We start from the raw sequence: 19,459 nt of genomic DNA, 5'->3' as shown, positions 1-19,459 counted from the left end.
GGATGCATTCCCACGCAGAGCGTGGGAACGAGCATTCCTCCGTCCCACCATCTTGGTTACAATCACCGCCCTCACCCACTCTCCCAAGGAACCGCCATGTCCGGGCTTGAATTGTTCGCCGCCGCCCTGGGGGTGATCGCTGTCTGGCTGACGGTCAAGCAAAACCCCTGGTGCTGGCCCATCGGCCTGGTGATGGTGCTGCTCTACACCTGGGTGTTCTTCGACGTAAAACTCTATTCCGACATGCTCCTGCAAGTGGTCTACGCCGCCCTGCAACTCTACGGCTGGTGGCAGTGGACCCGCGCCGGTGAGGTCGCGCAGGGTCGCCAGGTCACCAGCCTGGGCTGGTCCGCGATCATGGTCAGCCTCACCGTCGGTGCCGTGTTCAGTGGCCTGCTCGGCGCCGCCATGGCCCACTGGACCGATGCCGCGCAACCCTGGCTCGACGCCGCACTCACCGGTTTCAGCCTGGTGGCGCAAATGTGGATGGCGCAAAAACGCGTGCAATGCTGGCCGCTGTGGATCGCCGTGGACGTGATCTTCGTCGGCCTGTTCCTCTACAAAGGCCTCTACCTTACCGCCGCGCTGTATGCACTGTTCACCGCGATCGCCGTACAAGGCTGGCGTGAATGGCGCGCCGACCCGGCGTTGCACGCATGAAAGTGGTGGTACTGGCCGGCCCCGAATCCAGCGGCAAAAGCTGGCTGGCCGCGCAACTGCACGCCCGTTTCGGTGGGCTGATGGTGGGTGAATACGTGCGCTACTTCATCGACCATTACCAGCGCGACACCACCCTGGCGGACATCCCGGCCATCGCCCGTGGCCAACTGGCCTGGGAAGACGCTGCGCGCGCCGAGCAGCCTCGCCTGCTGATCCTCGACACCCACCTGCTGACCAACAAACTCTGGAGCCAGACCCTGTTCGGTGATTACCCGGCGTGGCTGGATGATGAGTTGCTGGCCCGCCATTACGACCTGCACCTGTTGCTGTCCCCCGAGGACGTGGAATGGAGCGCCGACGGCCAGCGCTGCCAGCCGGAACTGGCGGATCGCCGGGTGTTTTTCCAGGGCAGCCTGGACTGGATCGAACAGCATCAGCAACCCGCCCTGGTGATTCGTGGCGACTGGGAAGCACGCCGCGCCATAGCCTTTGAGGCGGTGGAGCAACTGCTTGCCCAGCCGTGCCGAGGACATCTTGCATGACCATCTCACTGCGTATCGCCATTGTCGGCGCCGGCCCCGGCGGTTTGACCTTGGCGCGTATCCTCCACCGCCACGGCGTGGCCGCCTGCGTATTCGAACGCGAACGCGGGCCTCTGGAACGCCCCCAGGGCGGCACCCTGGATCTGCATGTCGAATCCGGCCAACTGGCGCTGCAGCAGGCCGGGCTGGAAGACGCCTTCCGGCGTATCGCGCGCTATGAAGACCAAGGTGCGCGCCTGATGGATCAGCACGGCCATCTGCTGTTCGAAGCCCCCAACCCCGATGACGGCGAGCGCCCGGAAGTCGACCGCACCCAATTGCGCCAGATCCTGCTGGATTCGCTGCCTGAAGGCTGTGTGAAATGGGGTGTGAACATCAATGACATCCGCCCGGCCGGTGTTGCACGCTGGACACTGCATCAAGGCGAGATCACCCACGGCCCCTTCGACCTGGTGGTCGGTGCCGATGGCGCCTGGTCCAAACTGCGCCCATTGCTCTCGCCCTACCTGCCGCAGTACAGCGGGCTGACGTTTATCGAATTCGGCATCGATGATGTCGACCGCCAACACCCGCACATTGCCACGCTGGTGGGGCGCGGCAGCCTGCAAGTGCTGGGCGGCGCCAAAGCGATCATCGTGCAGCGCAACGCCCATGCGCATCTGCGCGGGTATGCGATTTTTCGCGTGCCCACCGAGTGGGCAGCCGACCACCTCAGCCTGCCTGCACTCAAGGCTCAGTTTGCAGGCTGGCACCCGGACATTCTGGCGCTGTTTGAAGCGGCAAATGCAACCGTCCTGGCCAGGCACATCCACGCCCTGCCGGTGGGCCATCGCTGGGTCCACCGCCAGGGGTTGACGTTGATTGGGGATGCGGCGCACCTGATGTCGCCGTTTGGCGGCGAAGGCGTGAATGCCGCGATGCTCGATGCGGCCGAACTGGCCCAGCAGCTGCTCCACACGCCTGGCTGCTCAGCCGCAGTGCAGGCGTATGAAAACCACATGTTCGAACGGGTGATACCGGCAGCCCAGGGCAGCGCCGAGGGCGCCGCCATCCAGTTATCCCATGACAGCCTGGCGCTGTCCCTGGCCTTCCTGAATCAACACCTCACACCTCAGTAACCGAGCGACAACCCGGTATTGCGGCGTGGGTCGTTAGCCCCGTAGAAACGGTTGTTGCCCACCGGCTTGCCGCCCAGCGAAGGCGCGCCCACCAGGATCGCCGCCAAGTGGTTGGCATCCTGGGGGCCGGCAAACTTGTGGCCCCAGCTTTCGAGAATCTTCTGGGTGTCCGGGCTTACCGCGAAGGTTTCCAGGTTGGTGGTTTCAGGCATCCACTGCTGGTGGAAGCGTGGCGCGTCCACGGCTTCCTGGATGTTCATCTTGTAGTCGATGACATTGAGGATGGTCAGCAAGGTCGCGGTGATGATCCGGCTGCCGCCCGGCGTACCGACCACCATCACCGCCTTGCCATCCTTGGTGACGATGGTCGGGCTCATCGACGACAGCGGCGCCTTGCCCGGTGCGATGGCGTTGGCTTCGCCCTGCACCAGCCCGTACATGTTCGGCACACCGACCTTGACGGTGAAGTCGTCCATTTCATCGTTGAGGATCACCCCGGTCTTGCTCGCCATCACGCCGGCACCGAACCAGTCGTTGAGGGTGTAGGTCACGGACACCGCGTTACCCCACTTGTCGACGATCGAATAGTGCGTGGTGTTGTTGCCTTCATGGGGCGACACACCCGGCTTGATCGCCTGGGAATCACCCGCCTTCTGCGGCTCAATGGCGGCACGCAGCTTGGCGGCGTAGTCCTTGTCCAACAGGTGCGCGATAGGGTTCTTGACGAAATCCGGGTCACCCAGGTAGCTGTTACGGTCCACGTAAGCGTGACGCATCGCTTCGATCTGGTAGTGCAGGCCTTGGGCCGAGTGATAGCCAAGGTCGGCCATCGGGTAACCTTCGAGGATGTTCATGATCTGGCAGATCACCACACCGCCGGAGCTTGGCGGCGGTGCCGAGACCACGTGGTAGCCACGGTAGTCGCACTCGATGGGCGCCAGCTCGCGAGTCTTGTATTTGTCGAGGTCGGCCTGGGTGATGATGCCCTTGCCGGCCTGGCTGGAATCCACCAGCGCCTTGGCCACCCAGCCTTTATAAAAGCCGTCGGTGCCCTTGGCGGAGATTTCCTTGAGGGTCTTGGCCAGGTCTTTCTGCACCAGTTTCTGGCCGACCTGCATCGGTTGGCCGTTGTGCAGGAAGATCCCGCGCAGGTCTTTGTCTTTTTCGAACTCGCCGGTGGCGGTGTGCAGCAGGTCGATATCGCCCTGCTCCAGTTCAAAGCCGTTTTCGGCCAGCTTGATCGCCGGGGCAATCACTTGGGCGCGCTTGAGGGTGCCGTATTTGTTCAGCGCGGTTTCCATGCCGGACACGGTGCCGGGTACGCCGACGGCCAAGTGGCCCTTGGCGCTGAGGCCGTCGATCACCTTGCCGTCTTTGTCCAGGTACATGTCGGCAGTGGCCGCCAGCGGGGCTTTTTCACGGAAGTCCAGGAAGGTCTTGCGCCCATCTGCCAGCTGCACGGTCATAAAGCCGCCGCCACCGAGGTTGCCCGCTGCCGGGTACACCACGGCCAGCGCATAGCCCACGGCAACCGCCGCATCCACCGCGTTGCCGCCGGCCTTGAGTACATCCACGCCAACATGAGTGGCCAAATGCTGGGCGGTCACCACCATGCCATTTTCACCGGCCACCGGGGCCTGTGACGCGGCTTGCACACCGCTGACCGTCAACACCAGCGCAGTGGCAATCAGGGTACGGCTGAAGGGTTGGTATTTCATCCATGGCTACTCTATTTATTGAGGTGCACCAAAATAGCCCGACTAGGATCCAATCCCCAGCGCAATGGCGTTTTTATTACAGAACTTGTCGGTCATAGAACGGGCACGAAAAAGCCCATGCTATATTTCGCGCCCAGACTGGCGGCAAGGCGCTTTGTGATGGCGATCAAGAAGACCGGAATTCGAGCGCAACAGGCCGACCAGACACGTGCGCGTATCTTGCAGGCGGCAGTCAAGGTGTTCACTCGCGACGGCTATTCCGGTGGGCGCGTCGACACTATTTCCAAGGCCGCCGACTCCAACGACCGCATGCTTTATTACTATTTCGGCAGCAAGGAACACCTGTTCGTCTGTGTGCTGGAACATGTCTATGAACAGTTCAATAAGGCCGAAAGTAAACTCAAGCTGGACCTGGGAGACCCCGTGCAAGCCTTGCGCGAACGGGTGGCATTTATCTGGAGCTACTACGTCAAGCACCCCGAGTTCGTAGCGATCCTGAGCATCGAGAATCTGCACCAGGGCAAGCATGCCCAGCAGTCCGGCGAGATGCGCAGGTTGTCGGGCGAAGCGGTTGGCGTGTTGCGCCCGATCATCGAAGCCGGCCAGGCCCAAGGTGTGTTTCGCCAGGACATCGACCTCAAGCACGTGTATTTGATGATTGCCTCGCTGTGCTACTTCTACAACTCCAACCGCCACACCCTCAGTTCGTTCCTGGGTGAAGACTTGGGGGATAAGGAGCATCAGCAGGATTGGCTGGGGTTTATCAGTGACTTGGTGCTGCGTGGTGTAACGCCGATTCCACTGTAGCAACCGGCTCATCCTGTGGGAGCGGGCCTGCCTGCGATGGCCATAGGTATTTACACAACTTTTGAAGGCAGCCAATTTCTCCTGTGGCGAGCAGGCTTGTCGAATCGTCGCAACGCCTGCGTTGGGCTGCGAAGCAGCCCCAAACCCAGTCGCTGAGTTCTTTCAGGAAAATTGCAGTGCCTTTACTGGGGCCGCTTCGCAGCCCAACGCAGGGCAAGCCTGCTCGCCACAACAGCCCACTTACAACAGACTTCGTGTTAACCGGTTGTGTAGATGCCTACGCTGCGATGGCGGTCTTTTGGTGTACATCTCCGTCACCGCAGCAACGGATATACACCCATAGCCCCTCTCAAAAGCACCACCGAAACAAATAAAACAATCCCATGCTCAACAGCACCGTAATCAACACGCTACGCGTCCAAAACATCAAGGCCACCGCGCAGACTCCCGCCAGCAAGTAAGGATTCGTCGGGCTCAAATTCAGCGTGTGATCAGCGAGAAAAATAATCGGCCCGCAGATCGCCGTCAGCATGCCCGGCACCGCAAACCCCAGGAACTCCCGCGCCCCCCGATTAAGCCGTACCGGCAGGCGCGGCTCGATAAACAGGTATCGGTTAAGGAAAACCACCAGCCCCATGGCCACAATCATGATGTAGATCACTTCTGCCCTACCCCCAGCCGCTTGCAGGCAAACCCCGCACTCATGCCCAACACCCCGGACACCACCACCGCCGACTCCCAGTGCAAAAAGCTCAACCACACCGAAAACAGCAACGACACCGCCACGCACACAACCGTCGGCACATCACGCACCACGGGTGTGATCAACGCGATAAAGGTGGCGGCAATCGAAAACTCCAACCCCAACTGGTCAAGCCCGGGAATGCTTTTGCCAAGCACGATGCCAGCCAGGGTGAAGAGGTTCCAGGCGATGTAGAACGTCAGGCCCACCCCCAGCGCATACCAGCGATTGAACGTCTCGCGGTCATAGTGGTTGACCAGCGCGAAGAATTCATCGGTCAGCAGAAAGCCCAGGCTCATGCGCCAGCGGGCGTTGAGTGACGAGAGTGTCGGGCGCATGTGCATGCCGTAGAGCAAATGTTGGGAAGTCAGCAGCAGCGTGGTCAGCACGATCGAGATCAGGCTGGCGCCGCTCTTGACCATGCCGATGGCCACCAGCTGCGCGGCACCGGCAAACACGATGGCGGACAAGCCCTGGGCCTGCAGCGGGGTAAATTGCGCATCAATGGCCATGGAGCCGGCGAGCAGCCCCCACGGCGCACAGGCCAGGGATAACGGGATAACGGCGATAGCGCCGCGGGCGAAGGCGTAATGCGGTAAGGCAGTGGGCATGGAGACGGCTCATCGACAGACAGTCGACAAGCATGCCAGCGTTTAAAGCGGGTTGTCTTGAACGATCTTGCTCACTCAGGCGAGCTTGACCGATACCTGCTCCACCGAGTCGCGCGCCTCACGCAATTCATGGGCGTCCTGATTGAGCCGGTGAATGGTGTTGAGCAGGCGTTGGCGCAGCACTTCATCGCCGAGCTTTTCGACGGCGCGCATCAGGTCAAACGCCGCGGTTTCGTTATTGTCCGCGACGGAATCGAGGGTCTTGCGCAGGTTGCGAGTGGCACGGGTCACGCGGGTTCATCCTTCATCAGCAATGGGCAGGCACTTTAGGACATTCGTGTTTCATTTTAATTTCAGTCACTTGTGGTGGATTGAGCGGGGTTTGATCCACATCAATCGAATTCAGGAATTGACCTACATATATGGATATTCGTATATTCGAATAACCATATACAAAGAAGACCCTGATCATGTCGGCCCCCTTCTCACCGCCCACCCTGTTCAAATGCCTGGCTGACGCGACTCGCGCCCGCTTGACGTTATTGATCCTGCGCGAAGGCGAACTTTGCGTGTGCGAACTGATCCATGCTCTGGACGACAGCCAGCCAAAGATCTCCCGGCACCTGGCGCAACTGCGCAGTTGCGGGCTGCTGCTGGATCGTCGTCAGGGCCAATGGATCTACTACCGCATCAACCCGGCACTGCCCGCCTGGGTCACGCAAGTGCTGGACACTACCTTGCAAGCCAACCAACCCTGGTTGCACCACGACGCACAGCGTCTTGATGCCATGGGTGACCGACCACAACGGGCCAGCACCTGCTGCTGAGCCATCGGAGCGTTTATTCATGCTTGTCGCAATTGGCATTTTTATCTTCACCATCGTTCTGGTCATCTGGCAGCCCAAAGGCCTCGGGGTCGGCTGGAGTGCAAGCATGGGCGCCATTCTGGCCCTGGCCTGCGGGGTGATCAGCCTGGCGGATATTCCGGTGGTGTGGCACATCATCTGGAACGCCACCGGCACCTTTGTTGCGCTGATCATCATCAGCCTGCTGCTCGACGAAGCCGGCTTCTTTGCCTGGACCGCCCTGCACGTGGCGCGCTGGGGCCGTGGGCGTGGCCGGCGGCTGTTTGCCTATATGGTGTTGCTGGGCGCGCTGGTCTCGGCGCTGTTTGCCAACGACGGCGCCGCGTTGATCCTCACGCCCATCGTCATGTCGATGCTGCTGGCCTTGCGCTTTTCCCCGGCGGCCACCCTGGCGTTTGTCATGGGCGCTGGGTTTATCGCGGATACCGCGAGCTTGCCGCTGGTGGTGTCGAACCTGGTGAATATCGTCTCGGCGGATTACTTCAAGATCGGCTTCAACGAGTACGCAGCAGTAATGGTGCCGGTGAACTTCGTCAGTGTCGCCGCCACCCTTGCGGTGCTGCTGTGGTTCTTTCGCCGCGACATTCCCCAAGCCTACGACCCGGCCGACCTGGAAGACCCCGCCAGCGCCATCCACGATCGTGCGACCTTTCGCGCGGGCTGGTGGGTGCTGGGTATCCTGCTGGTGGGCTGTTTCGCGCTAGAGCCGCTGGGCATTCCCATCAGTGCGATTTCTGCCGTGTGCGCCGTTTTGCTACTGGTGATCGCCGCCAAGGGCCACAAGATCTCTACGCGCAAAGTGTTGAAAGAAGCGCCGTGGCAGATCGTGGTGTTTTCCCTGGGCATGTACCTGGTGGTCTACGGCCTGCGTAACGCAGGCCTGACCACCTACCTCGCGACCTGGCTCGACACTTTTGCCACCTACGGCGTGTGGGGCGCGGCCATGGGCACCGGCGTGCTGACGGCGCTGTTGTCGTCGGCGATGAACAACCTGCCGACGGTGCTGATCGGCGCGCTGTCGATCGAGTCCAGCCATGCCGTGGGCGTGGTCAAGGACGCGATGATCTACGCCAACGTGATCGGCAGCGACCTGGGCCCCAAAATCACTCCGATCGGCAGCCTGGCCACCTTGCTGTGGCTGCATATCCTGGCGCGCAAAGGCATCACCATCACTTGGGGTTATTACTTCAAGGTCGGCATCGTGCTGACCTTGCCGGTGCTGTTGATCACCCTCGCCGCCCTCGCCTTGCGCCTGAGTCTCTGAAGGAAATACCGCTATGAAAGTCCTGTTCATGTGTACCGCCAACAGCTGCCGCAGCATCTTGTCCGAGGCGATGTTCAACCACCTGGCGCCGGCAGGTTTCGAGGCGATCAGCTCCGGCAGTTTCCCCAAGGGCCAGGTGCTGCCGCGCAGCCTGAGCACGTTGCAGGCAGCGGGCATCAGTACCGAAGGTTTGTACAGCAAGGGCAATGAGGCCTTTGAGGGCAGCCCGCCGGATGTGGTGATAACCGTGTGCGATAAAGCTGCGGGCGAAGCGTGCCCGGTGTATTTCGGGCCGGCGGTGAAGGCGCACTGGGGGTTGGAAGACCCGTCGGATGTTCAGGGTGACGAGGCCCGTGTAGACGCCGCCTTCAAGGCCACGCTCAGCACCATCGAAAGGCGTTGCAAGGCGTTCCTGGCCTTGCCCTTCGCCCAACTCAGCGCTGCCGAGTTGAAGGCAGAACTGGCCCGCATCGCAGCGCTTTAACCGGAGAACATAATGACCACCCTGCCCAACCTCAACAGCACCCTCGCAGGCCCGCTGCCTGTCGGGCCTGGCCACCCGCCGCGCATCCTGCTGCTTTACGGCTCCACACGCCCGCGCTCATTCAGCCGCTTGCTGGTGGAAGAAGCCGCGCGGCTGTTGCGCCACTTCGGAGCCGACACGCGGATTTTCAACCCTTCGGGCCTGCCGTTGCCCGACGATGCGCCCAACGATCACCCTAAAGTCCAGGAGCTGCTGGACCTGATGCAATGGTCCGAAGGCCAGGTGTGGTGCTCGCCCGAGCGCCACGGTTCGATGTCGGCAGTGTTCAAGGCCCAGCTCGACTGGGTGCCGCTGGCCCTCGGCGCCGTTCGCCCGACCCAGGGCAAAACGCTGGCGGTGATGCAGGTGTCCGGCGGCTCGCAATCGTTCAACACCGTCAACCAACTGCGCGTGCTGGGGCGCTGGATGCGCATGTTCACGATCCCCAACCAATCCTCGGTGCCCAAGGCGTTCATGGAGTTCGATGACCAGGACCGCATGAAACCATCGGCGCTCTACGATCGCGTGGTGGATGTGATGGAAGAGTTGGTGAAGTTCACCGTTTTGCTGCGTGATCGCCCGGACCTGGTGGACCGCTATTCAGAGCGTAAGGAAAGCGCCGATGAGCTGTCGCAGCGTGTCAACCAACGGTCGATTTGAGCAGCCCTGCTGGCGTATGCTCGTGCCAACCGCATCCTGAGCTGAATCATGAGCACTCTGCACCACGCCTTGCTGGGCAACTACGAAGTCAGCAGTACAGCCTGCACGGGCCTGACCTTTGCCAGACACAGCCATGATGAGTGTGTAATCGGCGTCAACCTGGTCGGTGAGGAAAAGGTCTGGCTGGACCGCCGCGAATTCGAGGCCGGACCGGGCAGCATTACCCTGTACAACCCCGGTCAGATTCAAGGTGGCGGCGCGGCGCAAGGCGCGCCTTGGCACTTTGTCAGCCTGTATGCCACAGCCGATCAGCTGGCGGCTGACCTTGGGTTGGCGCAGCTGGAGTTCGATCGCTCGTTGTGCTTTCAACCTGATCTGGCGCAGCGCCTGGCGGTAGCGGTGAAAGGCGCCTTGAGTACCGATGCATTGGTCCGCGATCTCAATGAAGAGGCGTTGGTGTTGCTACTGGGTGAAGTGGTCGGCGTCAGTGGTGTACGTGTGCCTGGCAGCATGGCAACGGGCAAAAGCATGATCAGCCGAGCCCAGGAATTGCTCGCTGCACACTTGCATCAAGGGTTGCCCCTGGACCACCTCGGCGATGAGCTGGGATTGTCCAAATTCCATCTGCTGCGCGCTTTCCAGAAGGAAACCGGACTCAGCCCGCGCCAGTGGGCGATGCAACTGCGCACCCGCCGCGCCAAAAGCCTGTTGCGCAACGGGGTGGCGGCCGGCGAAGTCGCCCATGACTTGGGCTTTGCTGACCAAAGCCACCTCAACCGCCATTTTCGCGCCGCCTATGGCATCACGCCCGGCCGCTATCAAAGCGTGTTGAAGCGCTGAACAGCGCAATCTGGTTCAAGACGAACGCTTTCCCCATCGCCACACTGCCTGGACTTTCTTGAAGGAACGCGGGCATGTTGACGATCTTCTTTTATGCGCTGGTATTCGGTTTTGTGTTTTGCCTCTCGCCCGGTGCCGTGCTGGCGGAAACGTTGCGCCGTGGCTTGCTGCACGGTTTTACCCCGGCCTTGCTGGTGCAGATCGGCTCGCTGGTAGGCGATGCGGTGTGGGCGGTGATCGGTCTCACCGGCATTGCCTTGCTGATCCAGCATGACGCGGTGCGTGTGCCCCTGACGGTGGTCTGCGCGCTGTACCTGGCCTGGCTGGGTATCCGCAGCTTGATTGATGCCTGGCGCTTGCCCGAGGCGAGCGACGCGCCCGCCAGCTCCGGGAAAAATGCGCTGGCGGTGGGCGCGGCGATTTCACTGGCTAACCCGAAAAACATCGTCTATTGGGGCGCGCTGGGCAGCGCCTTGTCCGGCATCGTCGGGGCTGCGCCCAGCCATGGGCAAACGCTGATGTTTTTTGCAGGCTTTATGCTGGCCTCGGTGTTGTCCTGCTTTCTGATTGCAGCGTTGGTCAACCTGCTGCGCAAGAACGCCTCAGCGTTATGGCAACGCATCAGTTATGGCGCCTGTGGTGTGGTATTGATTTATCTGGCAGTTCTGGCCGCGCAAGGCATATGAAGTTATATAAGGTGAAACTTGTCTGCGCCTCTTATCTGAATGAACTCTGAACACAGGGTAATTTAACTCATCCTGCGTTGACATTTTGCAACCAGCTAAGTAGATTGCCCCTGCCCACAACTGGGGCCTTTTTTAAACCTCACAAAAGAAGCCAATGGACACAGTATCTAGTCGCTGTCCGAGCACCGTTCACGCGGGCATCGGGCGCCAAACCCAGAATATGACAGGACTCGCCTTCCAGGTCCGGTAAGCTGCGCTAGAGCTTGATGCTCCACCGTAACTGCCTCACCGGTCGCCCGTCCGGTCCCGAGGTGTGTTATGACCTTTCAACTGATTGTTTTGCCTGACATTCGCACGCTAGCCGCAGCCCTGCGCGCCAAGCTGTGCCGCGAGCCCGCTGGCTTTTCACCTACCCGCTCGGCCTTTGCTGCACCCTCTCCCCTAGCCAGTAAAGATCAGCTGCGCCCAGCTCCCCCGCTGGCGCACTGGCGTGTCTGCCCTGCCAGCGGCCAATTGCTGCAGCACTGGGACCACGCCGACCCTCAAGACCCGCAGAGACCTCAGGTTTCCACCCTGGCTCAAGCCAGCCTGTTGCTCGGTTTTTACCTGAGCAATCGCGCCGCTTAAACCAGCTGGAAACAGCAACTTCCTGATAATTATTCTGGAGTTCGTTATGAACACATCCAGTAGTAGCCCGCTGCGCGCCAGTTAACTAACGCGCACTTGGCGGGCACTGTAGAAGTTATGTGAACACCCTATTTAAACCGATCGCGAAGTCCGCGGCTCGGCATGCTTTCGCTCGCCTGTATTCAGGTAAGTACCGGGTATGTTTTGTCGAGAATTGGCGACAGGAGTACAGACAATGAGCGCCGTAAAAAACACGCCTCTGCACAAAAAGAATGGCACCGACACCGACACCAAACTGTCGATGCGTGCCGCCCGTGAAGCCCAGAACGGCCTGTCGGCCACCCTCGCCAACGTCCGCGCCACCCAGGACGGCCTGACCGAACTGGACGCCTCGGCACGTCTGCAACGCGAAGGCTACAACGAAGTGGCCCACGACAAGCCGCCTCACGCCATCGTCCAGTTCCTGCAGGCACTGAACAACCCGTTCATCTATGTACTGCTGACGCTCGCCGGGATCAGCTTTGTCACTGACTACTGGTTACCATTGCAGGCCGGTGAAGAAGTGGATTTGACCAAGGTCATCATCATCATGACCATGGTGCTGCTCAGCAGCCTGCTGCGTTTCTGGCAGGAGCACCGCTCGGCCAAATCCGCCGAAGCCCTCAAAGCCATGGTGCGCACCACCGCCACCGTATTGCGCCGCGAGCAAGTCGGCAGCCAGCCGATCCTGCGCGAAGTGCCGATGCGCGACCTGGTCGCCGGTGACATCGTGCAGCTGTCTGCCGGCGACATGATTCCGGCCGATATCCGCCTGATCGAATCCCGCGACCTGTTTATCAGCCAGGCCGTGCTGACCGGCGAAGCCTTGCCGGTAGAGAAGTACGACACCCTGGGCGATGTCACGCAAAAATCCGCCTCTACACTGGCGGCCGACCAAGGCAACCTGCTGGACCTGCCGAACATCTGCTTCATGGGCACCAACGTGGTCAGCGGCCGCGCCAAGGCCGTGGTGGTCGCCACCGGACCGCGCACTTACTTCGGCTCCCTGGCCAAGGCAATTGTCGGCTCCCGCGTGCAAACCGCCTTCGACCGTGGGGTGAACAGCGTCAGCTGGCTGTTGATCCGCTTCATGCTGGTGATGGTGCCTATCGTGTTCTTCCTCAATGGCTTCTCCAAGGGTGACTGGGGCGATGCCTTCCTGTTTGCCCTGGCGGTGGCCGTGGGCCTGACCCCGGAAATGCTGCCGATGATCGTCAGCGCCAACCTGGCCAAGGGGGCTACCGCCATGGCCAAGCGCAAAGTGGTGGTCAAGCGCCTCAATGCGATTCAGAACTTCGGTTCGATGGACGTGTTGTGCACCGACAAGACCGGCACGCTGACCCAGGACAAGATCATCCTCGAGCATCACGTCAACGCCTTCGGCCAGCGTGATGACGCGGTGCTGTCCCTGGCCTGGCTCAACAGCTTCCACCAGAGCGGCATGAAGAACCTGATGGACCAGGCCGTGGTGCAGTTCTCGGAGCAGAACCCCAAGTTCCAGTTGCCGCTGGCCTACAGCAAGGTCGATGAACTGCCGTTCGACTTCGTGCGCCGTCGCTTGTCGATTGTGGTGCGCGACACGGCCGGCGACCAATTGCTGGTGTGCAAGGGCGCCGTGGAAGAGATGTTGAGCATCTCCACACACACGCTCGAAGGTGGCACCGCCGTGCCGCTGGATGATCAACGTCGTGAAGAACTGTTGGCATTGGCCAACGACTACAACGAAGACGGCTTCCGCGTCTTGGTGGTGGCGACCCGCAATATCCCTAAATCCATGGCGCGCCAGCAGTACACCACCGCCGATGAGCGCAACCTGGTGATCCAGGGTTTCCTGACCTTCCTTGATCCACCCAAGGAAACCGCAGGCCCGGCGATTGCCGCACTGCAACAAATCGGCGTAGCCGTAAAGGTACTGACCGGCGACAACGCCGTGGTCACCAGCAAGATCTGCCGCCAGGTCGGCCTCGAACCCGGCCAGCCGCTGCTGGGTGTGGAAATCGAAGCGATGGACGACGCCACGCTGCTGCGTCGCGTCGAAGAACGCACAGTGTTTGCCAAGCTCACGCCACTGCAGAAGTCCCGCGTACTTAAAGCCCTGCAAGCCAACGGCCACACCGTGGGCTTCCTCGGCGACGGCATCAACGATGCACCGGCGTTGCGTGATGCCGACGTGGGTATCTCGGTGGACAGCGGCACCGATATCGCCAAGGAATCGGCCGATATCATCCTGCTGGAAAAGAGCCTGATGGTGCTCGAAGAAGGCGTGCTCAAGGGCCGCGAAACCTTCGGCAACATCATGAAGTACCTGAACATGACCGCCAGCTCCAACTTCGGCAACGTGTTCTCGGTGCTGGTGGCCAGTGCGTTCATCCCGTTCATGCCGATGCTGGCGATTCACCTGCTGCTGCAAAATCTGATGTACGACATCTCCCAGCTGGCCTTGCCGTGGGACAAGATGGACAAGGAATACCTGGCCAAACCGCGCAAGTGGGATGCGAAAAACATCGGCCGCTTCATGATCTGGATCGGGCCGACCTCGTCGATCTTCGACATCACCACCTTTGCGCTGATGTGGTACGTGTTCAGCGCCAACAGCGTAGAAATGCAGACGCTGTTCCAGTCCGGCTGGTTTATCGAGGGCCTGCTCTCGCAAACCCTGGTGGTGCATATGTTGCGCACCCGCAAGATCCCGTTCTTCCAGAGCACGGCTGCCTGGCCGGTGTTGATGATGACCACCATCGTCATCTGCCTGGGGATCTACGTGCCGTTCTCGCCGCTGGGCACCCTGGTGGGCCTGGAGCCGCTGCCGCTGGCGTACTTCCCATGGCTGGTCGGTACCCTGCTCGCCTACTGCTGCGTGGCCCAACTGATGAAAACGATCTACATCCGCCGCTTCAAGCAGTGGTACTGATCACCCCCGCCGTTTAAACGGTGGCGGTCGCCCGATCGCCACCGTGCATCACAAGGACCCTGACTATGCGCATCCTGATCTGTGCAGGTCGTCATTACGCCGACACCAAAAAGACCCGCCAAGTGCTGGACGCCTACCACCGCTTGCGCCCGGTACAGGTATTGATACACGGCGGCAACCAGTTCCTGGGCAGTGACATCGAGGAATGGGCGCGAGAAATGAGCATCGACGTGGTGCGCTACCCGCCCAATTGGCAACGCCACGGCAAGCAGGCGGAACGCCAGCGCAACCATTTCATGCTCGCCGACAGCCGCCCCGACGTGATCATCGCCCTGCCGGGTGGTGACGACACCTCGGAGCTGGTCTGCCAGGCCAAAGCCAGCGGCATTTCGGTGCTGACCGTAGAAAGCTGAATTCAAGAGAGGTGCATCATGCACAAAAAACACAGCCCTGACCGTCACGACGGGTTTGCCAAATATCGCGCGCGCCATTATCGCGGCGCTCGCCACACCCTGCTGTTGCTGCCACCGGCCAAGCGCCGCGCGCTGCAACGTAACCTGATCTTTATCGGCACCACACTGGGCCTTATTTTACTGATCGCGCTGTTTTCAAAAGCCCAGGCGGCCGGCGGTTCCTATGTGGTCGACGACGGCGGGATCAACGATCCGGGCGAGTGCAGCGTCGACGCCTGGTACACCGCCAACCGGCATCAAGGCAACATTCATAACCAGACGCTTAACCCGGTGTGTACCTTCAGCGCGCTACCTGCCGTGGAATGGAGTGCAGCACTGTCGCGCGCCAGCAATGCGGGGGATGCCGAGACGCAAATCAGCCCGCAGGTAAAGGCCCAAGTGTGGTCGCAGGAGGCGTTGGGGCTGCAAATCGCGGTGTCTGCCACCAGCCACTTTGCCCTGGACCGCCAGCATGCATTCGACGGCGCGGACTTTAATGTACCGTTGACCTGGCAACCGGTGCAGGCATTGCGCCTGAGCCTCAATGGCGGCTGGACCCATGCCTACAACGGCGGTGAACAAAACCACCGCCTGACGTGGGGCGCAGGCTTTGAGTACCAGTTGGCAGACGCGCTCACGCTGATCGGGGAGCGCTACGGCCAGGAAGGCGGCGACCAGGCTTGGCAGGCCGGGCCGCGGTTCCATGTGGGCAAACTGGTGGATGTGGATGTGGTGGTCGGGCAGAGCCTCACCGGTGATCACAACCAATGGTTGACCACCGGCGCGACCGTGCGTTTTTAAGGTTTTTTAGCTTGCTGCTCCAGGTGTAGTTGCAACTCTGGTTCGAGTCGCAACTGCGCCGCCAGTTCGTCTAGATAGCTGCGCTCCTTCGGCGCCTGGTCATTAACCAGCATCACGCTGGCCAGGTAGACCTCGGCCGCCATCGCCCCGTCACCGGCATATTCGGCAAAATCGGCGGCGTTCAGCGGCTTGGCGACTTCTTCGTCGAGCCACTGCTGCAATTGAGGGTCGTCGGTATGGCGGCCTATCTCGGCTGAGATCATTTGCTTCTCGTTGTCATCGATACTGCCGTCGGCCTTCGCTGCCGCAATCAGAGCGCGTAACACCGCATGGCTATGAGCTTGCGCTTCCGGACCATCAAGCTGGTCAACCGTCTGGATGGCTTGCTGCGGTGCGCTGGCCTGCTGGCGTTGCCAGGCCTGGTACGCCTGGAAAGCCGCCATGCCCAAGGAGGCCAATGCTGCGTAGTTCATCCCACCGGAGCGCGTTTGGGGGGTGCCACCTGCAGGTGCACCGCCCAACAATCCGCCCAGGCCACCTAATAAACCACCCAGCCCACCGCCTGCCGAAGCGTTGGTGCCGCTGGCGGAGCTGTTCAACAGGCCGCCCAGCAAACCACCCAGGCCGCCGAGCCCACCGCCCTGCGCACCGCCTGAGCCGCCGCCTTGCTGGCTGGCACGCAGCAGTTGTTCCAGTAAATTGCCGGTATTCATGGTGTCACTCTCCCGCAGCGTAATATTGGCGTTCAACAACCATAGCCCGCCTGCGCAGGAACACCAAGACCGCCGAGCGGGCACGCCTTATGATGGCCTCACCACGTTGAAGGAGAAACCTTGTGAACCGTCTTGAGCACATAGTGTTGATGGCTGACTACAACCAGTGGATGAACCGCAAAGTCTATGCCGCCGCCAGCCAGCTTACCGACGCAGAGCTGACCACGGACCGGCAGGCGTTCTTCGGCTCGATCCTCGGCACACTCAATCACCTGACGCTGGGGGACACGGTGTGGCTCAAGCGATTTGCCGAGCATCCGACAGGCTTTGCCCGGCTGGCGCCATTAACGTCGATTGCCACGCCCTCTGACTTGAAGCAACTGGCTTTCGCCAACCTGCGGGAGCTGGCGGCCCGCCGCACCTGGCTGGACCAACTGATCATCGACTGGGCCAACAGCCTGCGCGAGCCCGATCTGGACCAGCGCCTGCAGTACCACAACATGCGCGGCGTGGCGAACCACAAGCCGTTCTTCGCGCTGCTGGTGCATTTTTTCAACCACCAGACCCACCACCGAGGCCAGGCAACCACGTTGCTGACCCAGGCGGGCGTGGACGTCGGTGATACCGACTTGCTGGCCCTGATTGATTGAACTCAGCGGGCACTGAAGGTGGCGTAAGCCTGCATCAAGCGCGGGAAGTCCTGCGGCTCGGGCAGTTGCGCGAAGCTTTCGAGCGCCGGCGTCGCGGCCCAAGGCAGTTTTTCGCTGGTCCAGGTTTCCATGAACGGCACATAGTCGCGGGCGTTATCCAGCAAGGTTGCGCGCACATTGACGAACTCATCGATGCCATGGGGGCGCGTAAACAGCCAGCTCATGCAGTGCGGGCAGCAATAATGGCGGTCCACGCCGTGCAAGCCACCTATCACCGGGCAACCCTGGGTCACGGTGAAGCCTGCGGCCGGAATCAACGCGCTAAGGGAAAACGCACTGGCGGTCATCTTCTGGCAGCCGTTGCAATGGCACGCCATGGTGATTACCGGCGGCAAACTCACACTGAAACGCACCCGGCTACAACGACAACTGCCTTCCAGCGGCAAGGTTTCGACGCTCATCACTCACTCCTTTTCATGATTGTTGGCACCGCAGGGTAACGTGAACTGCCCCCGGAATAAAACCGAACGCCGCGCCGCCTGCGAGGTCACAACCCTGAGGGCGCGGGGTTGTTTGCCCGCGCCCTGCCCACGCGCCGCCGCTGCTTTATGGCCGCGCGTACCCCCATAAGAAGGAGACGCTTACATGGTCACTCACTTCAAGGTCGCCGGGCATCTGGCTTGCGGCCATCACGGCACCAACCTCACGTCCAGCACCGAGCTGAACCGAGTCAAATGCCGCACCTGCCGCAATACCGACGCCTACAAAGAAGCGCGCCGCACCCAGCGCAACGCTGCCCGCCGCTCCGCGCGCAAAGCCAAAACCCATACTGCCGTTGACTGGCGCAGTGCCTGGACGCAACGCCTCACCGACTTGCCTGGGCTGCAGCGCCTGCCACGCGGTTTCAGTGGGCAGCCATTTGTCTGAGCTGTTCAGGCGTTGAAAACAGATTAACCCGGTTCCCATCGGGTTCCTGCAGCAGATGCTAGGTGTCAGTGCGCCTTGTGCTCGGCTGGCGGTGCATCGGCCTGCAACTTCTGCACGTCGCTGACCGCCAGCTCCCTCGACTGGCCACCCCAACCCTGGCGCAGATAGTTGAGCAGGTCGGTCAGCTGTTGGTGATTGAGCTTGTCGGCAAAGCCCGGCATCGGTTGCATGCGCTCGAACCCGGTGAATTGCTGCTCGCCGATGCCGTCCTCGATCACCCGCAGCAGGTTGCGCGGGTCTTCCAGGCGCAGCGTGGTGTTGCCGCGCATGGCCACCGCGATGTGCGGCTTGCCCTCGCCGTTCGGCGCGTGGCAACCGGCGCAGACGTTCAGATAGTCCTGGCGGCCGCGTTGGGCGCTTGGGCTCATGGCGTCCAGCGACGTCTCGCTCAGCACCTTGGCCACCGGCGGTTGATCGCCCAGCAGGAAAGTCGCCATGGCGGCCAGGTCCGGATCGCTCAGGCCCTGGGTGCTGTTGTGGAACACCGGGAACATCTCATTGAACATCGTGCCCTGGGCACTCATGCCGTGCTTGAGGAACGTGCTCAGGTCCTGATGATTCCAGCCGCGAGCGGCCAGGTCATTGGCCAACAGGCTGGGTGCCAGATAGCCATTGAGCAGGCCGCCGGTCAGGCGCTTATCCTGCTGCATTGCGCCGGGCAACCCGCGTGGCGTGTGGCATTCGCCGCAGTGGCCGAGCACCTCGACCATGTATTGGCCACGCTGGAATGCTTCACTTTTGCCCTCGGTCGGGGCAAGTTTTACATCCTTGCCGTAGAGCATGTTCCAGCCCATCAGGCCCAGACGCACGTTGAATGGAAAGCTCAGGCGGGTAACCGGCGCCGCACGCTCGATAGGCTCGATGGTTTTCAGGTACGCATGGATCGCGTCCGAATCTGCACGGGGCATCAAGTGGTACGAGGTGTACGGCATCGCCGGGTACAGATTCGCGCCGTCCCGGCGTTTGCCTTCAGTGAGCGCGGCGAAGAATTCGTCATCGGTGTACAGGCCAATGCCGTGCTCTTTGCTCGGGGTGATGTTGGTGCCATAGATGGTGCCGAACGGCGAAATGATCGGCAGACCGCCTGCAAACGGTGCGCCACCCGGTGCGGTGTGGCAGGCCATGCAGTCAGCGGCGCGGGCGAGGTATTCGCCGCGTTTGACTTGATCATCCGCGTGCGCCAACACCACCGGCGCGGCCAGGCCAACCGCCAGCGCAAGGCGGGAAAGTAGTTGTTTCATG

The 19,459-nt window shown here is 61.2% G+C and carries 23 protein-coding genes; 16 read left to right on the top strand and 7 right to left on the bottom strand.

The window, feature by feature from the left end:
- The first annotated feature begins 96 nt into the window (after nt 1-96).
- Genes pnuC through AB4P96_RS16425 form a run of 3 tightly spaced genes read left to right on the top strand, consistent with a single transcriptional unit; the run spans nt 97 to nt 2,320 of the window.
- Nucleotides 97-660 carry a nicotinamide riboside transporter PnuC gene (gene pnuC, locus AB4P96_RS16435; protein ID WP_017138825.1) on the top strand — a complete coding sequence of 188 codons (564 nt, stop codon included), beginning with the start codon at nt 97-99 and terminating at the stop codon, nt 658-660.
- Nucleotides 657-1,202: an AAA family ATPase gene (locus AB4P96_RS16430; RefSeq protein WP_099549725.1), complete on the top strand. Its 546-nt coding sequence runs from the start codon at nt 657-659 to the stop codon at nt 1,200-1,202. The genes pnuC and AB4P96_RS16430 overlap by 4 nt, the downstream gene beginning before the upstream one ends.
- A complete protein-coding gene (locus AB4P96_RS16425; protein ID WP_099549724.1) occupies nt 1,199-2,320 on the top strand; it encodes an NAD(P)/FAD-dependent oxidoreductase in 1,122 nt (373 codons plus the stop codon). Before AB4P96_RS16430 ends, AB4P96_RS16425 begins: the two co-directional genes overlap by 4 nt.
- Here the strand turns inward: AB4P96_RS16425 and ggt are convergent.
- Nucleotides 2,314-4,038, bottom strand: coding sequence for a gamma-glutamyltransferase (gene ggt, locus AB4P96_RS16420; protein WP_138817540.1), 1,725 nt, complete (start codon nt 4,036-4,038; stop codon nt 2,314-2,316). The two genes, AB4P96_RS16425 and ggt, sit on opposite strands and share 7 nt — an antisense overlap.
- A gap of 159 nt (nt 4,039-4,197) precedes the next feature.
- Between ggt and AB4P96_RS16415 the strand changes: the two genes are divergently transcribed.
- Complete coding sequence (locus AB4P96_RS16415) at nt 4,198-4,845, top strand: TetR/AcrR family transcriptional regulator (RefSeq protein ID WP_176992183.1); 648 nt, start codon at nt 4,198-4,200, stop codon at nt 4,843-4,845.
- Between the two features lie 349 nt (nt 4,846-5,194).
- Here the strand turns inward: AB4P96_RS16415 and AB4P96_RS16410 are convergent, their stop codons facing one another.
- The 3 genes from AB4P96_RS16410 to AB4P96_RS16400 all read right to left on the bottom strand — a co-directional run bounded on the left by AB4P96_RS16410 (nt 5,195) and on the right by AB4P96_RS16400 (nt 6,489).
- Nucleotides 5,195-5,506 (bottom strand): AzlD domain-containing protein, encoded by a 312-nt coding sequence (locus AB4P96_RS16410; RefSeq protein ID WP_017138829.1) that lies wholly within the window; start codon nt 5,504-5,506, stop codon nt 5,195-5,197.
- Nucleotides 5,503-6,198: an AzlC family ABC transporter permease gene (locus tag AB4P96_RS16405; RefSeq protein ID WP_017138830.1), complete on the bottom strand. Its 696-nt coding sequence runs from the start codon at nt 6,196-6,198 to the stop codon at nt 5,503-5,505. The genes AB4P96_RS16410 and AB4P96_RS16405 overlap by 4 nt, the downstream gene beginning before the upstream one ends.
- A 75-nt stretch (nt 6,199-6,273) precedes the next feature.
- The gene (locus AB4P96_RS16400) at nt 6,274-6,489 is read right to left on the bottom strand and encodes a hypothetical protein (RefSeq protein ID WP_017138831.1); all 216 of its coding nucleotides are present in this window, start codon (nt 6,487-6,489) and stop codon (nt 6,274-6,276) included.
- 179 nt (nt 6,490-6,668) lie between these two features.
- On the opposite strand from AB4P96_RS16400, the gene AB4P96_RS16395 reads away from it, so the two are divergent.
- The 10 genes from AB4P96_RS16395 (at nt 6,669) to AB4P96_RS16350 (ending at nt 15,867) form a co-directional block, all read left to right on the top strand.
- Nucleotides 6,669-7,025, top strand: a complete 357-nt coding sequence (locus AB4P96_RS16395) for a metalloregulator ArsR/SmtB family transcription factor (RefSeq protein WP_138454111.1) — start codon at nt 6,669-6,671, stop codon at nt 7,023-7,025.
- Nucleotides 7,026-7,044: 19 nt separating this feature from the next.
- Nucleotides 7,045-8,328 (top strand): arsenic transporter, encoded by a 1,284-nt coding sequence (locus AB4P96_RS16390; RefSeq protein WP_017138833.1) that lies wholly within the window; start codon nt 7,045-7,047, stop codon nt 8,326-8,328.
- A gap of 13 nt (nt 8,329-8,341) precedes the next feature.
- Nucleotides 8,342-8,812, top strand: coding sequence for an arsenate reductase ArsC (locus tag AB4P96_RS16385; protein WP_170037474.1), 471 nt, complete (start codon nt 8,342-8,344; stop codon nt 8,810-8,812).
- Nucleotides 8,813-8,821: 9 nt separating this feature from the next.
- Nucleotides 8,822-9,511, top strand: coding sequence for an arsenical resistance protein ArsH (gene arsH, locus AB4P96_RS16380; protein ID WP_375233597.1), 690 nt, complete (start codon nt 8,822-8,824; stop codon nt 9,509-9,511).
- 48 nt (nt 9,512-9,559) lie between these two features.
- Complete coding sequence (locus AB4P96_RS16375; RefSeq protein WP_017138837.1) at nt 9,560-10,351, top strand: AraC family transcriptional regulator; 792 nt, start codon at nt 9,560-9,562, stop codon at nt 10,349-10,351.
- 74 nt (nt 10,352-10,425) lie between these two features.
- Nucleotides 10,426-11,037, top strand: coding sequence for a LysE family transporter (locus AB4P96_RS16370; protein WP_017138838.1), 612 nt, complete (start codon nt 10,426-10,428; stop codon nt 11,035-11,037).
- Nucleotides 11,038-11,355: 318 nt separating this feature from the next.
- Complete coding sequence (locus tag AB4P96_RS16365; RefSeq protein ID WP_099549718.1) at nt 11,356-11,664, top strand: hypothetical protein; 309 nt, start codon at nt 11,356-11,358, stop codon at nt 11,662-11,664.
- 235 nt (nt 11,665-11,899) lie between these two features.
- Nucleotides 11,900-14,614 carry a magnesium-translocating P-type ATPase gene (gene mgtA / locus AB4P96_RS16360; RefSeq protein ID WP_176992180.1) on the top strand — a complete coding sequence of 905 codons (2,715 nt, stop codon included), beginning with the start codon at nt 11,900-11,902 and terminating at the stop codon, nt 14,612-14,614.
- 65 nt (nt 14,615-14,679) lie between these two features.
- Nucleotides 14,680-15,027, top strand: coding sequence for a DUF2493 domain-containing protein (locus AB4P96_RS16355; RefSeq protein WP_026013827.1), 348 nt, complete (start codon nt 14,680-14,682; stop codon nt 15,025-15,027).
- A gap of 18 nt (nt 15,028-15,045) precedes the next feature.
- Nucleotides 15,046-15,867 carry a hypothetical protein gene (locus tag AB4P96_RS16350; RefSeq protein WP_395599796.1) on the top strand — a complete coding sequence of 274 codons (822 nt, stop codon included), beginning with the start codon at nt 15,046-15,048 and terminating at the stop codon, nt 15,865-15,867.
- Here the strand turns inward: AB4P96_RS16350 and AB4P96_RS16345 are convergent.
- Nucleotides 15,864-16,580, bottom strand: coding sequence for a tellurite resistance TerB family protein (locus tag AB4P96_RS16345; protein ID WP_395599795.1), 717 nt, complete (start codon nt 16,578-16,580; stop codon nt 15,864-15,866). The genes AB4P96_RS16350 and AB4P96_RS16345 overlap by 4 nt on opposite strands.
- A 122-nt stretch (nt 16,581-16,702) precedes the next feature.
- On the opposite strand from AB4P96_RS16345, the gene AB4P96_RS16340 reads away from it, so the two are divergent.
- Nucleotides 16,703-17,230: a DinB family protein gene (locus tag AB4P96_RS16340; protein WP_170037512.1), complete on the top strand. Its 528-nt coding sequence runs from the start codon at nt 16,703-16,705 to the stop codon at nt 17,228-17,230.
- Between the two features lie 2 nt (nt 17,231-17,232).
- Here the strand turns inward: AB4P96_RS16340 and AB4P96_RS16335 are convergent, their stop codons facing one another.
- On the bottom strand, nt 17,233-17,691 hold the full coding sequence (locus AB4P96_RS16335) for a GFA family protein (RefSeq protein ID WP_169986147.1): 459 nt from the start codon (nt 17,689-17,691) through the stop codon (nt 17,233-17,235).
- A gap of 184 nt (nt 17,692-17,875) precedes the next feature.
- Between AB4P96_RS16335 and AB4P96_RS16330 the strand changes: the two genes are divergently transcribed.
- Nucleotides 17,876-18,157, top strand: coding sequence for a hypothetical protein (locus AB4P96_RS16330; RefSeq protein WP_017138846.1), 282 nt, complete (start codon nt 17,876-17,878; stop codon nt 18,155-18,157).
- Nucleotides 18,158-18,222: 65 nt separating this feature from the next.
- Here AB4P96_RS16330 and AB4P96_RS16325 read toward each other — a convergent pair whose 3' ends face one another.
- Complete coding sequence (locus tag AB4P96_RS16325) at nt 18,223-19,458, bottom strand: cytochrome c (protein WP_236448031.1); 1,236 nt, start codon at nt 19,456-19,458, stop codon at nt 18,223-18,225.
- Nucleotide 19,459 lies beyond the last annotated feature (1 nt).

Source organism: Pseudomonas sp. B19125, assembly GCF_044218855.1.
Taxonomy (GTDB): domain Bacteria; phylum Pseudomonadota; class Gammaproteobacteria; order Pseudomonadales; family Pseudomonadaceae; genus Aquipseudomonas; species Aquipseudomonas edaphica.
The sequence above is the reverse complement of the archived record's forward strand: the minus strand, read 5'-3'. Positions and strand labels throughout refer to the sequence as shown.

Bases quoted from the DNA above. Each gene is read 5' to 3' on its own strand.
- AB4P96_RS16395 (WP_138454111.1), top strand. From the start codon at position 6,669: ATGTCGGCCCCCTTCTCACCGCCCACCCTGTTCAAATGCCTGGCTGAC.
- AB4P96_RS16370 (WP_017138838.1), top strand. From the start codon at position 10,426: ATGTTGACGATCTTCTTTTATGCGCTGGTATTCGGTTTTGTGTTTTGC.
- AB4P96_RS16385 (WP_170037474.1), top strand. From the start codon at position 8,342: ATGAAAGTCCTGTTCATGTGTACCGCCAACAGCTGCCGCAGCATCTTG.
- AB4P96_RS16425 (WP_099549724.1), top strand. From the start codon at position 1,199: ATGACCATCTCACTGCGTATCGCCATTGTCGGCGCCGGCCCCGGCGGT.
- AB4P96_RS16325 (WP_236448031.1), bottom strand. From the start codon at position 19,458: ATGAAACAACTACTTTCCCGCCTTGCGCTGGCGGTTGGCCTGGCCGCG.
- AB4P96_RS16415 (WP_176992183.1), top strand. From the start codon at position 4,198: ATGGCGATCAAGAAGACCGGAATTCGAGCGCAACAGGCCGACCAGACA.
- AB4P96_RS16405 (WP_017138830.1), bottom strand. From the start codon at position 6,198: ATGCCCACTGCCTTACCGCATTACGCCTTCGCCCGCGGCGCTATCGCC.
- AB4P96_RS16330 (WP_017138846.1), top strand. From the start codon at position 17,876: ATGGTCACTCACTTCAAGGTCGCCGGGCATCTGGCTTGCGGCCATCAC.
- mgtA (WP_176992180.1), top strand. From the start codon at position 11,900: ATGAGCGCCGTAAAAAACACGCCTCTGCACAAAAAGAATGGCACCGAC.
- AB4P96_RS16365 (WP_099549718.1), top strand. From the start codon at position 11,356: ATGACCTTTCAACTGATTGTTTTGCCTGACATTCGCACGCTAGCCGCA.
- AB4P96_RS16355 (WP_026013827.1), top strand. From the start codon at position 14,680: ATGCGCATCCTGATCTGTGCAGGTCGTCATTACGCCGACACCAAAAAG.
- AB4P96_RS16430 (WP_099549725.1), top strand. From the start codon at position 657: ATGAAAGTGGTGGTACTGGCCGGCCCCGAATCCAGCGGCAAAAGCTGG.
- ggt (WP_138817540.1), bottom strand. From the start codon at position 4,038: ATGAAATACCAACCCTTCAGCCGTACCCTGATTGCCACTGCGCTGGTG.
- AB4P96_RS16345 (WP_395599795.1), bottom strand. From the start codon at position 16,580: ATGAATACCGGCAATTTACTGGAACAACTGCTGCGTGCCAGCCAGCAA.
- AB4P96_RS16390 (WP_017138833.1), top strand. From the start codon at position 7,045: ATGCTTGTCGCAATTGGCATTTTTATCTTCACCATCGTTCTGGTCATC.
- AB4P96_RS16335 (WP_169986147.1), bottom strand. From the start codon at position 17,691: ATGAGCGTCGAAACCTTGCCGCTGGAAGGCAGTTGTCGTTGTAGCCGG.
- AB4P96_RS16375 (WP_017138837.1), top strand. From the start codon at position 9,560: ATGAGCACTCTGCACCACGCCTTGCTGGGCAACTACGAAGTCAGCAGT.
- pnuC (WP_017138825.1), top strand. From the start codon at position 97: ATGTCCGGGCTTGAATTGTTCGCCGCCGCCCTGGGGGTGATCGCTGTC.
- AB4P96_RS16350 (WP_395599796.1), top strand. From the start codon at position 15,046: ATGCACAAAAAACACAGCCCTGACCGTCACGACGGGTTTGCCAAATAT.